Source organism: Microterricola pindariensis (assembly GCF_002936985.1).
In the GTDB taxonomy this organism is placed as follows: Bacteria; Actinomycetota; Actinomycetes; order Actinomycetales; family Microbacteriaceae; genus Microterricola; species Microterricola pindariensis.
Genome location: NZ_MPZN01000076.1, coordinates 1 through 12,625 on the forward strand (window position 1 = coordinate 1; position 12,625 = coordinate 12,625).

The 12,625-nt window shown below is 70.9% G+C and carries 11 protein-coding genes and 1 pseudogene; 9 read left to right on the plus strand and 3 right to left on the minus strand.

Going from position 1 to position 12,625, the window contains the following annotated elements; all coding sequences use genetic code 11:
* Positions 1 to 1,915: bifunctional [glutamine synthetase] adenylyltransferase/[glutamine synthetase]-adenylyl-L-tyrosine phosphorylase (locus GY24_RS15280; RefSeq protein ID WP_104477234.1), on the minus strand; the 1,915-nt coding region annotated here is incomplete at its 3' end.
* A gap of 10 nt (positions 1,916 to 1,925) precedes the next feature.
* Entirely contained in the window at positions 1,926 to 3,263 is a 1,338-nt protein-coding gene (glnA, locus tag GY24_RS15285) for a type I glutamate--ammonia ligase (protein WP_083364026.1), read from the minus strand.
* 73 nt (positions 3,264 to 3,336) lie between these two features.
* Here glnA and panB point away from each other — a divergent pair, with 73 nt between their 5' ends.
* Entirely contained in the window at positions 3,337 to 4,191 is an 855-nt protein-coding gene (panB, locus tag GY24_RS15290) for a 3-methyl-2-oxobutanoate hydroxymethyltransferase (protein WP_104477236.1), read from the plus strand.
* Between the two features lie 6 nt (positions 4,192 to 4,197).
* On the opposite strand, the gene GY24_RS15295 is transcribed toward panB, so the two are convergent.
* Entirely contained in the window at positions 4,198 to 4,383 is a 186-nt protein-coding gene (locus GY24_RS15295) for a hypothetical protein (RefSeq protein WP_104477238.1), read from the minus strand.
* Between the two features lie 12 nt (positions 4,384 to 4,395).
* On the opposite strand from GY24_RS15295, the gene map reads away from it, so the two are divergent.
* The 8 genes and pseudogenes from map to GY24_RS15335 form a co-directional block, all read left to right on the plus strand.
* Positions 4,396 to 5,271 carry a type I methionyl aminopeptidase gene (gene map, locus GY24_RS15300; RefSeq protein WP_104477240.1) on the plus strand — a complete coding sequence of 292 codons (876 nt, stop codon included), beginning with the start codon at positions 4,396 to 4,398 and terminating at the stop codon, positions 5,269 to 5,271.
* A 10-nt stretch (positions 5,272 to 5,281) separates the two neighbouring features.
* Entirely contained in the window at positions 5,282 to 6,091 is an 810-nt protein-coding gene (gene ppgK, locus GY24_RS15305; RefSeq protein WP_104477242.1) for a polyphosphate--glucose phosphotransferase, read from the plus strand.
* Positions 6,088 to 7,467: a serine hydrolase domain-containing protein gene (locus tag GY24_RS15310; RefSeq protein WP_104477244.1), complete on the plus strand. Its 1,380-nt coding sequence runs from the start codon at positions 6,088 to 6,090 to the stop codon at positions 7,465 to 7,467. The genes ppgK and GY24_RS15310 overlap by 4 nt, the downstream gene beginning before the upstream one ends.
* Positions 7,468 to 7,770: 303 nt before the next feature.
* Positions 7,771 to 7,878 carry a K(+)-transporting ATPase subunit F gene (kdpF, locus tag GY24_RS17930; RefSeq protein ID WP_193953616.1) on the plus strand — a complete coding sequence of 36 codons (108 nt, stop codon included), beginning with the start codon at positions 7,771 to 7,773 and terminating at the stop codon, positions 7,876 to 7,878.
* Positions 7,879 to 9,555 (plus strand): potassium-transporting ATPase subunit KdpA, encoded by a 1,677-nt coding sequence (kdpA, locus tag GY24_RS15320; protein ID WP_104477248.1) that lies wholly within the window; start codon positions 7,879 to 7,881, stop codon positions 9,553 to 9,555.
* A 2-nt stretch (positions 9,556 to 9,557) separates the two neighbouring features.
* Positions 9,558 to 11,714: a potassium-transporting ATPase subunit KdpB gene (kdpB, locus tag GY24_RS15325; protein ID WP_104477250.1), complete on the plus strand. Its 2,157-nt coding sequence runs from the start codon at positions 9,558 to 9,560 to the stop codon at positions 11,712 to 11,714.
* 22 nt (positions 11,715 to 11,736) lie between these two features.
* Complete coding sequence (gene kdpC / locus GY24_RS15330) at positions 11,737 to 12,351, plus strand: potassium-transporting ATPase subunit KdpC (RefSeq protein ID WP_104477252.1); 615 nt, start codon at positions 11,737 to 11,739, stop codon at positions 12,349 to 12,351.
* Positions 12,351 to 12,625 (plus strand): annotated as a pseudogene (locus GY24_RS15335) (histidine kinase); the annotation flags it as partial. The gene kdpC and the pseudogene GY24_RS15335, both read left to right, overlap by 1 nt.

Below are 12,625 nucleotides of genomic sequence, written 5' to 3' on the forward strand. Positions count from 1 at the left end.
CCAGGGAGGCGCGGCTGCGGGGGCGCAGCTCCTCGTCGCCCTCCAGCCAGACCACCGACTCGGGGGTCAGCTCGAGCAGCTCGCCGATGAAGCGGGAGCCGGAGAGCACCCGGGTGAGCCGCTCGGCGGCACCGGAGGAGTCGCGCAGCATGCGCAGGAACCAGTGCGTGCCGCCCAGGCTGTCGCTCAGCCGGCGGAAGGCGAGCAGGCCGTAGTCCGGGTCGGCGCCGTCGGCGAACCACTGCAGCATCACCGGCAACAGGTGGCGCTGGATGGTGGCGCGGCGGGAGACGCCGGCGGTGAGGGCGGCGATGTGGGCGAGCGCGCCGCGCGGGTCGACGAAGCCGATGGCCGCCAGGCGCGCCTCGGCCTGCGCGCTGGTCAGGTTGAGGCCCTCAGCCGGCAGCGCGGCCACCGCGGAGAGCAGCGGCCGGTAGAACAGGCGCTCGTGCAGGCCGCGCACCCGCTGCTTGCCGGCCGCCCAGCGGGCGCGGAGCTCGCCGGCGCCGCCGGCCAGTCCGCTGGAGCGCGCGAGCACCCGCAGGGCGTCCTCGCTGCGGGGCATCAGGTGGGTGCGGCGCAGCCGCTGCAGCTGCAGGCGGTGTTCGAGCAGGCGCAGCATCCGGTAGTCCTGGGCGAACTCGGCGGCCTCGACCCGGCCGATGTAGCCGGCATCCGCCAGCGCCACCAGGGCGGGCAACGTGCCCCCGTGCCGCACGCTCTCGTCGGACTGGCCGTGCACGAGCTGCAGCAGCTGCACGGTGAACTCGATGTCGCGCAGGCCTCCAGGGCCGAGCTTCAGCTGCACGTCGACCTCATCGTCGGGGATGTGCGCCGTCACGCGCTCGCGCATGCGCTGCACGGACTCGACGAAGCCCTCCCGATCGGAGCTGTTCCACACGGCGGGGGCGAGGGCGCTCACGTAACGCTCCCCCAGCTCCCGGTCGCCGGCCAGCGGGCGGGCCTTCACGAGCGCCTGGAACTCCCAGTTCTTGGCCCAGCGCTCGTAGTAGGCGAGGTGGGATTCGAGGGTGCGCACGAGGGCGCCGTCCTTGCCCTCCGGGCGCAGGTTCGCGTCCACCTCCCAGAGCCCCGGCTCCACCAGCGGTTCGGAGATTCCGCGCATGGTGAGCATGGCCAGCCGGGTGGCGATGTCGACGGCGCGGGCGTTGTCGAGCCCGTCGCCGGCCTCGGCGATGAAGATCACGTCGACGTCGCTGACGTAGTTGAGCTCGTGCGCGCCGGCCTTGCCCATGCCCATGATGCTGAGCCGGGTGGCGTCCACCTCCGCGGCGTCGAAGAGCCCGAAGGCAGCCGTCCCGGCGGATGTCACCGCTCGCCGGGCCACGGCCAGCGAGGCGTCCAGGGTGGCCCCGGCCAGGTCGGCCAGCGCCCCGGCGATGCCGTCGACCCCACCGACCGGGTCGTGCTGCTCGAGGTCGAAGGCGGCCAGCCGGGCCAGCCACCAGCGGTAGCGCACACGCATCCGCGCCCAGGCCGCCTCGTCGCCGCCGGCGCTGCCCACCGCGCTGCCGGAGACGGCGGCGAGCAGGTCGGCGCCGAGCTCTGCGGCATCCGGCAGCGCGGCCAGCGGCTCGGCCAGGGCGGCGAGGGCGCTCGGCTGGCGCAGGAAGAACTCGGCCAGGCCCTCCGAGGCGCCGAGCACGAGGGCGAGGCGCGCGGCCGTGTCCGGATCGGCCAACAGGGCGCCCGTCTCGGCGGGGGCCTGCCGGAGCAGCGCGGTCAGGCTGCGCAGCGCGGAGTCGGTATCGGCGGCCCGCGACAGCGCGCCGAGGATGCCGCGCGCGGGCGCGCCGCTCAACTCCTCGAACTCGGCCAGGCCGTCGGCCGCCGCGCCGAGTTCGAGGAAGCCGGCGCGGGCGAGCTCGGTCAGGCTGAAGCGCGCGGAAGCCATCTGCCGCGGTCTAGAGGATCTCGAGGTTGTTGCGCAGCTCGAACGGGGTTACCTGGTTGCGGTACTCCCGCCACTCCTTGCGCTTGTTGAGCAGCACGTAGTTGAACACCTGCTCCCCCAGCGTCTCGGCGACGAGCTCGGACTCCTCCATGTACTGGATGGCGTGGTCGAGGCTGGCCGGCAGCTGGGCGTAGCCGAGCGCGCGGCGCTCGGTGTCGCTCAGGCTCCAGACGTTGTCCTCGGCCTCCTCCGGCAGCTCGTACTCCTCCTCGATGCCCTTGAGGCCGGCGGCCAGCATGAGCGAGAAGGAGAGGTACGGGTTCGCGGCGGAGTCGATGGCGCGGTATTCGATGCGCGCGCTCTGGCCCTTGTTCGGCTTGTACAGCGGCACCCGGATGAGCGCGGAGCGGTTGTTGTGCCCCCAGCAGACGAAGCTGGGCGCCTCGTCGCCGCCCCAGAGCCGCTTGTAGGAGTTCACGAACTGGTTCGTGACGGCGGTGATCTCCGGCGCGTGCTTCAGAAGGCCGGCGATGAAGTGGCGGCCGGTCTTGGAGAGCTGGTACTGCGCGCCCGGCTCGTAGAAGGCGTTCGCGTCGCCCTCGAACAGTGACAGGTGCGTGTGCATGCCGGAGCCGGGGTGGTCGGAGAAGGGCTTCGGCATGAACGTCGCGTAGACGCCCTGCTCGATCGCGACCTCCTTGATGACGGTGCGGAACGTCATGATGTTGTCGGCGGTGGTCAGCGCGTCCGCGTAGCGGAGGTCGATCTCGTTCTGGCCGGGGCCCGCCTCGTGGTGGCTGAACTCGACCGAGATGCCGAGGTCCTCCAGCATCCGCACGGAGCTGCGGCGGAAGTCGTGCGCGGTTCCGCCCGGAACGTTGTCGAAGTAGCCGGCCGAGTCGACCGGGATGGGACCGTTCTTGCCGTACTTCGAGGACTTCAGCAGGTAGAACTCGATCTCGGGGTGCGTGTAGAAGGTGAAGCCGCGGTCGGCCGCCTTCGCCAGCGTGCGCTTGAGCACGTTGCGCGGGTCGGCGACGGCCGGTGCCCCGTCGGGCGTGCTGATGTCGCAGAACATGCGGGCGGTCGGGTCGACGTCGCCCCGCCAGGGCAGGATCTGGAAGGTGCTGGGGTCTGGGTGCGCGAGCAGGTCAGACTCGTAGGTGCGGGTGAGGCCCTCGATCGCGGAGCCGTCGAAGCCGAGGCCCTCCGTGAACGCGCCCTCCACCTCGGCCGGGGCGATGGCCACCGACTTCAGCGTGCCGACGACGTCGGTGAACCACAGGCGGATGAATTTGACGCCCCGTTCCTCAATGGTCCGAAGAACGAAGTCACGCTGCTTGTCCATTCATGCCCTTTCTCGCTGGCTTCCAGAGTAGTGCGTAGCCGCCGTGTCTGCGGGCGCTCGATAGACTGCCGCTATGTCTGAGCAAGCAGCCGAAGTCTCCAACCCCTACGGCGGGTCCAACACCGCCGGGCCGAAGCGCGTGCGCACCCGGCATTTCCAGATCGCCAAGGACAACGGCGTCAAGATCACGGGGCTGACCAGCTACGACCAGCTCACGGCCCGCATCTTCGATGAGGCCGGCATCGACTTCCTGCTGGTCGGCGACTCCGCCGGCAACACGGTGCTCGGCTACGACACCACCCTGCCCGTCACGGTCGACGAGCTGATCCCGTTGACGCGGGCCGTGGCAACCGCAGCCAAGCGGGCCCTCGTCGTGGCCGACATGCCGTTCGGCTCGTACGAGGTGAACCCGGAGGAGGCGCTGCACACCGCCATCCGCTTCATGAAGGAGACCGGAGCGCATGCCGTCAAGCTGGAGGGCGGTGAGCGCAGCGCGCAGCAGATCCGCCGCATCGTGCAGGCCGGCATCCCAGTCATGGCGCACATCGGCTTCACCCCGCAGAGCGAGCACGGCCTCGGCGGCCACATGATCCAGGGACGCGGTGCCGGCGCGGATCAGCTGCTCGCCGACGCCCTCGCGATTCAGGATGCCGGCGCCTTCGCCGTCGTGCTCGAGATGGTGCCCGCCGCGGCCGCCGCCGCGGTCACCGCGGCGCTGACCATCCCGACCATCGGTGTCGGCGCGGGACCCGACGTCGACGGCCAGCTGCTGGTGTGGACCGACTTCGCCGGCATGGGCGAGGGCCGCGTGCCCAAGTTCGTGCGGCAGTACGCCAATGTGCGCCAGGTGCTGTTGGACGCCGTCACGGAGTTCCGCGGCGACGTCGACTCTGGCACCTACCCGGCGCCGGAGCACAGCTACGAGTAGCGCGGGCTAGCGGTCCTCGGCGTCTTCGGCGTCCCACTTCGCGGAGTTCTCGCGCAGCTTCTCGAGGGCGTGCGCCGCGGCCTGCTCGGTTGGGAATGGGCCCACCCGGTCGAGTGACGGCGAGGCGTAGCCGAATTCCACTGCGCCGGTTCGCATGTTGTACCAGAACTGTTTGTCTCCACGCTCGGTCATAAGCTTGATCCTATGCCCAAGGATTCTGCCGGTCACCTGATTGCCGGGCGGCTCTCGCCCCAGCGTGTCGTCCCCGCCCACATCATTCGCCCCGAGTACGTCGGAAAGGCCGCGCCCGCCGAGTACACCGGCGACAACGTCTACACGGCGGAGCAGGTGGAGCTGATCCGCGAGTCCGGCCGCATCGCCGCCGACGCGATCGCCGCGGCCGGCGCCATCATCGCGCCGGGCGTGACCACCGAGCAGCTGGACGCGGTCGTGCACCAGTACCTGCTCGACCACGACGCCTACCCCTCCACGCTCGGCTACCGGGGCTACCCGAAGTCCAGCTGCACCTCCGTCAACGAGGTCATCTGCCACGGCATCCCCGACGACACCGTGCTGGAGGACGGCGACATCGTCAACATCGACGTGACGGCGTTCCGCAACGGCATGCACGGCGACCTCAACCACACCTTCATCGTCGGCTCCGCCAGCGAGGAGGTGACCCTGCTCGTCGAGCGCACCCGGGAGGCCCTGGCCCGCGGCATCAAGGCCGTCGCCCCCGGCCGCGAGGTCAACGTCATCGGCCGCACCATCGCCTCCTACGCGAAGCGCTTCGGCTACGGCGTCGTCCGCGATTTCACCGGCCACGGCGTCGGCTCCGCCTTCCACAGCGGGCTGATCATCCCGCACTACGACTCCGCCCCCGAGTACAACGACGTGATGGTGCCCGGCATGGTGTTCACGATCGAGCCCATGCTCACCCTCGGCGGCCACGAGTGGGACCTCTGGGCCGACGACTGGACGGTGACCACACGCGACAAGAGCATGACCGCTCAGTTCGAGCACACCCTCGTCGTGACCGAGCGGGGCGCCGAGATCCTCACCCTGCCGAGCACCGAGTAGATTCATCCCTATGACTGAACAGCGCACCCTCCCCGCCCGCACAGCCATTGGAATCGACATCGGCGGAACCGGCATCAAGGGCGCTGTCGTCGACCTCGGCACGGGCGAGCTGCTCTCGGACCGCCGCAAGGTGGCCACCCCGGACGGCGCCAAGCCGGCCGACATCCTGGAGGCCACCGACCGCATGCTCGACGGCCTCCGCGAGGAGTTCGGCGCGCTGCCCGTCGGCATCTGCTTCCCCGCGATCGTCAAGGGCGGCCGCACCCTCTCGGCCGCGAACATCTCCGACGACTGGATCGGCCTGCCCGCCGAGGCCATGTTCGAGGAGCGCCTGCAGGTGCCCATCCACTTCGTCAACGACGCGGATGCCGCCGGCCACGCCGAGGTGCGCTTCGGCGCCGCGCGCGGCCGCTCCGGCGTCGTGCTGCTCACCACGCTGGGCACCGGAATCGGCTCGGCGCTGCTCTACAACGGCGTGCTGGTGCCGAACACCGAGCTCGGCCACCTCGAGCTCGACGGCCAGGGTGCAGAGAAGGGCGCCGCGTACTCGGCCAAGGAACGGGAGTCGCTCAGCTGGGAGCAGTGGGCGGAGCGCCTGCAGCGCTACTACAGCCACCTGGAGCTGCTCTTCTCCCCCGACCTCTTCATCGTCGGCGGCGGCGTCTCCAAGAACTACGCCGACTTCCTGCCCCTGCTCCGCCTGCAGACGGAGATCGTGCCCGCCGTGCACCGCAACAACGCCGGCATCCTCGGGGCCGCCGACCTCGCCGCGGCCGGCCACGGCCTGGGCAAGCACGCCGCCCCGGTGGCGGGAGCGTGAGCGACGCCCTGTTCGAGGAGCACCTGGCCCGCGGCGCGGCACCGGCCGCCGCCTGGGGCCTGTTCGACGCCGACGGCCTCCGGCACGCCCGCCAGTCCGGCGTCGCGGCCGACACCGCCTTCCGCATCGCCTCCTGCACCAAGAGCTTCACCGCGGCCGCGCTGCTCAGCCTCCGCGACGAGGGGCTGCTCGGACTCGACGACCCGGTCACCCGCACTGTGCCCGGCCTGAGCCTGGCCGGGCTGCCCTCGGCGGGCTCCGCCGTGCCGACGGTGCGGATGCTGCTCACCATGTCCTCCGGGCTGCCCACCGACGACCCATGGGCCGACCGGCAGGAGGCCATGACGGCGGCGGCGTTCGACGCCCTGCTCGCCGCCGGCGTGCGCTTCGAGGCCGAGCCGGGCACCCGCTTCGCGTACTCCAACCTCGGCTACGCCCTGCTCGGCCGGGTCATCGAGGTCGTCAGCGGCCGGAGCTACCAGAGCTTCGTCACCGAGCGGCTGCTCACGCCGCTCGGGCTGGCCAGCACCGGCTTCGACGCCTCGGTGGCCGCGCCCGGCGGCGTCGCCGTCGGCCATCGCCGCCACGCCGGCGCCTGGGAGCCGCTGCCGTTCACCGGCCCCGGCGCGTTCTCGGCGATCGGCGGGCTGTTCAGCACGGTCGCCGACCTGGCCCGCTGGGCCGGCTGGCTGGCATCCGCCTTCGATGCGGATGCCGACGACGCCGTGCTCAGCGCGGCCAGCCGGCGCGAGATGCAGCAGTTGCACCGCCTCGACCAGACCGTGAGCGAGCGCCCGACCGGCTACGGCTACGGTCTGTTCGTCGAGCAGTACTCGCCGAGCAGCCGGGTGGTGTCCCACTCCGGCGGATACCCCGGTTTCTCGGCGCACATGCGCTGGTCGCTCGAGCAGCGGCTCGGCGTCGTGGCGTTCTCGAACGCCACCTACTCGCGCGTCTCCGCGACGGCGACCGCCGTGCTCGACGCCCTGCTCGCGGAGCGAGAGGCAGCGGCATCCGCCCCCGCGCCCGTTCCGCCGCTCTGGCCGGAGACGCGCGCAGCACAGACCGCCGTCACGGAGCTGCTGGCTGACTGGGCGGGCGGGGACGAGAAGCCGCTGGAGCCAACCCTGTTCTCGGAGAACGTGGCGCTCGACCTGCCGCTCGAGCGCCGCACCGCGGCCCTCCGGCTCGCCCTCGCCGACATCGGCGGCCTGACCGCAGGCTCCCCGACGGACGCCTGCTCGGACGGCCCCGCGCACCTGGCCTGGTTCCTGCCGGGGGCCAGCGGGCGCCTGCGCGTGGAGATCCGCCTGACGCCGGAGGCGCGTCCGCGCGTGCAGACCCTGCTCGTCGCCGTCGACCGCGCGGGCCGCTAGCGGCGCGGCCCCCTCCAGCCGGCGTGCGGAGCGCCAACGTCGCGCACGCGGGCCTCAAGCGAGCGTCCGCAGTGCGAGCGTGCCGTGAGGATTGGGCGGGGCACCGTAGGGAAGCTGTGAGGATGCTGGCTGCCCGCCGCACCGAGGTGTGAACTGATGCCGTGGCCACGGGCCACGGCCGCGGCGGAGCCCCGCCGGGCCCCGTCTGACCGGGAGTCTGCTCGTGCTCGATCTCATCTTCATCGGAGGCATTGCGGCGCTCATTGCCCTCATCGCCCTCATCGCGCGGGGGGTGGAGAAGCTGTGAGCGGCGATGTGCTGCGCGGCTTCATCGACCTGCTGAGCGCCACGCTCGCCGTGGCCGCCCTCGGCTATCTCGTCTACGCCCTGCTGAAACCGGAGCGCTTCTAGATGCCGCCGCTCGTGCTCTTCGCGCTGCAGCTTCTGACGCTGGCGCTCCTCCTTGCCGTGCTGTACCGCCCACTCGGCGACTACATGGCCACCGTCTACAGCTCGACGCGGCACCTGCGCGTCGAGAAGGTCATCTACCGCCTGACCGGCGTCAACCAAGACGCCGAGCAGACCTGGCCGATCTACTTCCGCAGCGTGCTCGCGTTCTCCGCCGTCGGCATCCTCGCCGTGTACGGCCTGCAGCGACTGCAGGCCTTCCTGCCGTTCGCGCTCGGCCTGCCCGCCGTCAGCGAGCAGCTCTCCTTCAACACCGCCATCTCCTTCGTCACGAACACCAACTGGCAGTCGTACTCCCCCGAGGCGACCATGGGCTACAGCGTGCAGCTGCTCGGCCTCGCCGTGCAGAACTTCCTGTCGGCCGCCGTCGGCATCGCGGTCGCAGTCGCCCTGGTGCGCGGCCTTGCCCGCGCCGCCAGCCCCACCCTCGGCAACTTCTGGGTGGACCTGGTCCGCGGCTCGCTCCGCATCCTGCTGCCGTTCGCCGCGGTGGCCGCCATCGTGCTGCTCGCCGGCGGCGTCATCCAGAACTTCGCCGGGTTTCAGGATGTCGGCACGCTCGCCGGCGGCACCCAGTCGATCCCCGGTGGCCCGGTCGCCTCGCAGGAGGCCATCAAGCTGCTCGGCACCAACGGCGGCGGCTTCTTCAACGCGAACTCGGCCCACCCCTTCGAGAACCCGACAGCCTGGGTCAACCTGGTGGAGGTGCTCCTCATGCTCGCGATCCCGTTCGCCCTGCCGCGCACCTTCGGCCGCATGGTCGGGGACAACCGTCAGGGCTACGCCATCCTCGCGGCGATGGGCACCTTCTTCGTGCTCTCCGTCTCCCTATTGAGCGCCCTCGAGCTCGGAGGCCGCGGCACCGCCCCGGTGCTGGCCGGCGGCGCCATGGAGGGCAAGGAACAGCGATTCGGCGAACTCGGCTCCGCCCTCTTCGGCACGACGAGCACGCTCACCTCCACCGGCGCCGTCAACTCCATGCACGACAGCTACACCGCGCTCGGAGGCGGCACCACCATGCTCAACATGATGCTCGGCGAGCTCGCCCCCGGCGGCGTCGGATCCGGCCTGTACGGCATGCTCGTCATCGCGATCCTCGCGGTGTTCATCGCCGGCCTGATGGTCGGTCGCACCCCGGAGTACCTCGGCAAGAAGCTGGGCGCGCGGGAGATCAAGCTCGCGAGCCTCTACATCCTGACGACGCCGACCCTGGTACTCGTCGGGACCGCGCTCAGCTTCGGCATCCCTGTCATCCGCGAGTCGGTCATCGGCACCTCGATCCTGAACCCCGGGCTGCACGGCTTCTCCGAGGTGCTCTACGCGTTCACCTCGGCCGCCAACAACAACGGCTCCGCGTTCGCCGGCCTGACCGCGAACACCCCGTGGTTCAACACCGCGCTGGGGGTTGCGATGCTGCTCGGCCGGCTGCTGCCGATCCTGTTCGTCCTGGCGCTCGCCGGATCCCTCGCGGCACAAGAGAAGGTTCCCGTCACGGCCGGCACACTGCCCACCCACCGACCGTTGTTCGTCGGCCTGCTCTGCGGCACGGTCGTCATCGTCTCCGCTCTCACCTATTTCCCGGTGCTCGCACTGGGGCCCCTCGCGGAAGGACTGCTCTAACCATGTCAACGACCACCGAAGAACGCACCGAGAGCTCGGTGCACCGCCACAAGGACACGGCGGCACCGTTCGGCCCCCGGCAGCTGCTGGCCGCGCTCCCCGTCGCCCTCCGCAAACTGCACCCCCGGCAGATGTGGCGCAACCCGGTCATGTTCATCGTGGAGGTCGGCGCGGCACTCACCACGCTGATCGCCATCACCGAGCCGCTCAGCGGCGGGCCCGTCGAATCCGGCGGCACCGCCATGCCGTCCGCCTTCACCGTCTCCATCGCCGTCTGGCTCTGGCTGACCGTGCTCTTCGCGAACCTCGCCGAGGCTGTTGCGGAGGGGCGTGGCAAGGCCCAGGCGGAAAGCCTGCGCGCCACGCGCACCAGCACGATCGCCCACCGGGTCCCGCACTACGACGAGACGGCAGACCCGGGGGCACTCGTCGCCACCAGCGAGGCGATCGCATCAGCGGACCTCCACCTCGGCGACGTCGTCGTGGTGACGGCCGGCGAGCTGATCCCCGGCGACGGCGACATCGTCTGGGGCATCGCCTCCGTCGACGAGTCGGCCATCACCGGCGAGTCGGCGCCCGTCGTTCGGGAGTCGGGCGGCGACCGCAGCGCCGTCACCGGCGGCACCCGGGTGCTCTCCGACCGCATCGTGGTGCGCATCACCAGCAAGCCGGGCGAGACCTTCGTCGACCGGATGATCCGTCTGGTCGAGGGCGCGAGTCGCCAGAAGACGCCGAACGAGATCGCGCTGAACATCCTGCTCGCCACGCTGTCGATCGTCTTCGTCGTCGTGGTGCTCACGATCGGCCCGATGGCCGGCTACTCGGACGCCGCGCCCAGCGTGCCCGTGCTGATCGCCCTGCTGGTCTGCCTCATCCCCACCACGATCGGCGCGCTGCTCTCGGCCATCGGCATCGCCGGCATGGACCGCCTCGTGCAGCGCAACGTGCTCGCGCTCTCCGGCCGGGCCGTTGAGGCCGCCGGTGATGTGACGACCCTGCTCCTCGACAAGACCGGGACGATCACCTACGGCAATCGCCAGGCCGCCGAGTTCATCCCCGTCGGCGGGGCCGGCGAGGCCGAACTGGTGGCAGCGGCACACGCGGCGTCGCTGGCCGACCCGACCCCGGAGGGCAGCTCGATCGTGCTGCTCGCCGAACGGCTCGACCCCACCCTCACCCGCGTGCAGCAGGCGTCGGGCGCGGTCGTGCCCTTCACCGCGCAGACCCGGATGAGCGGCATCGACTACGCCGACGGGGCGATGCTCCGGAAGGGAGCCGGCTCCATGGTGGCCGCCTGGGCCGCCGAGTCCGGCGCCCTGGCTGCCGATACCGAGGGCGAGCTGCGGGCCGCCGTCGAGCGGGTCTCCGAAGCCGGCGGCACTCCCCTCGTCGTGGCCGAGCGGCGGGCAGACGGGCAGAGCCGCGTGCTCGGGGTGATCTACCTGAAGGACGTCGTGAAGACCGGCCTGGTCGAGCGTTTCGCCGAACTGCGCCGGATGGGCATCCGCACCGTCATGATCACCGGCGACAACCCGCTGACGGCGAAGGCGATTGCGGCGGAGGCCGGCGTCGACGACTTCCTGGCCGAGGCGACGCCGGAGGACAAGATGGCCCTGATCAAGCGCGAGCAGGCCGGCGGCAACCTGGTTGCGATGACCGGGGACGGCACCAACGACGCCCCGGCGCTCGCCCAGGCCGACGTCGGCGTCGCGATGAACACGGGCACCTCCGCCGCGAAGGAGGCGGGCAACATGGTCGACCTCGACTCGGACCCGACCAAGCTGATCGACATCGTGCGCATCGGCAAGCAGCTGCTCATCACCCGCGGCTCGCTCACCACGTTCTCGATCGCGAACGACGTGGCCAAGTACTTCGCCATCATCCCGGCGATGTTCGCGGGCGCGTTCCCCGGCCTCGAGGTCCTCAACCTGATGGGCCTCAGCTCTCCGGCATCCGCGATCCTCTCCGCCGTGATCTTCAACGCGATCATCATCGTCATCCTGATCCCGCTCGCCCTGCGCGGCGTGCGCTACAGGGCGGCATCAGCCTCCCAGATCCTGCGGCGCAACCTGATCATCTACGGCCTCGGCGGCGTGATCGCCCCCTTCATCGGAATCAAGCTCGTCGACCTCGTCGTCAGCCTGCTGCCCGGCTTCTAGACCACAACACGAAGGACCTCTCATGGCTACAACACGTGGAACACTCCGCCAGTACGGCGTGGCGGTGCGGGCGTTGCTCGTGCTGACGCTGATCCTCGGCGTGCTTTACCCGCTCGTGATCACCGGCATCGGGCAGCTCGCGCTGCCACAACAGGCGAACGGCTCGCTCGTCCGCGTCGACGGCCGGGCGGTCGGCTCCGCCCTGATCGGGCAGTCGTTCGCGGATGCCGAGGGCACCCCGCTCCCGCAGTGGTTCCAGCCCCGGCCCTCCGCCGCAGGCTCCGGCCATGACGCCGCCGCCTCCAGCGGCAGCAACTGGGGCCCGGAGAACCCCGATCTGGTGGCGGCCATCCGGGACCGCCAGTCGGCGATCGAGAAGCTTGACGGTGTGAGCGTCTCCGCGATCCCCCCGGACGCCGTCACCGCCTCCGGCTCCGGGCTCGACCCGCACATCAGCCCGGAGTACGCCCGCCTGCAGGTGCACCGGGTGGCCGCGGCGCGCTCGCTCGAGACTGCTCGGGTGTCGGCGCTCGTCGAGTCTATGATTCAGGAACGGGATCTCGGCTATCTCGGCGAGCCGACCGTCAACGTGCTGGCGCTGAACGCGGCGCTGGCCGGAATGGATGAGAAGAACTAGTGTCGCGAGGTCGTCTGCGGGTACTCCTCGGCGCCGCACCGGGGGTGGGCAAGACCTTCACGATGCTGGAGGAGGGGCGCCGGCTGCGCCTGGCCGGCAAGGACGTCGTGGTCGCGCTCGTGGAAACCCATGGTCGCGAGGGCACGGCCGAGATGCTGGACGGCTTCGAGATCGTGCCGCGCACCGTCAGCGAGCACCGCGGCGTGCTGCTGGACGAGATGGACGTGGACGCCGTGCTGGCCCGGCATCCGGAAATCGCCCTCGTCGACGAGCT

What these genes read in the sequence shown, in the direction of transcription:
- glnA (WP_083364026.1), bottom strand. Translation starts at nt 3,263, where the DNA reads ATGGACAAGCAGCGTGACTTCGTTCTTCGGACCATTGAGGAACGGGGC.
- ppgK (WP_104477242.1), top strand. Translation starts at nt 5,282, where the DNA reads ATGACTGAACAGCGCACCCTCCCCGCCCGCACAGCCATTGGAATCGAC.
- map (WP_104477240.1), top strand. Translation starts at nt 4,396, where the DNA reads ATGCCCAAGGATTCTGCCGGTCACCTGATTGCCGGGCGGCTCTCGCCC.
- kdpA (WP_104477248.1), top strand. Translation starts at nt 7,879, where the DNA reads ATGCCGCCGCTCGTGCTCTTCGCGCTGCAGCTTCTGACGCTGGCGCTC.
- GY24_RS15295 (WP_104477238.1), bottom strand. Translation starts at nt 4,383, where the DNA reads ATGACCGAGCGTGGAGACAAACAGTTCTGGTACAACATGCGAACCGGC.
- panB (WP_104477236.1), top strand. Translation starts at nt 3,337, where the DNA reads ATGTCTGAGCAAGCAGCCGAAGTCTCCAACCCCTACGGCGGGTCCAAC.
- kdpB (WP_104477250.1), top strand. Translation starts at nt 9,558, where the DNA reads ATGTCAACGACCACCGAAGAACGCACCGAGAGCTCGGTGCACCGCCAC.
- kdpC (WP_104477252.1), top strand. Translation starts at nt 11,737, where the DNA reads ATGGCTACAACACGTGGAACACTCCGCCAGTACGGCGTGGCGGTGCGG.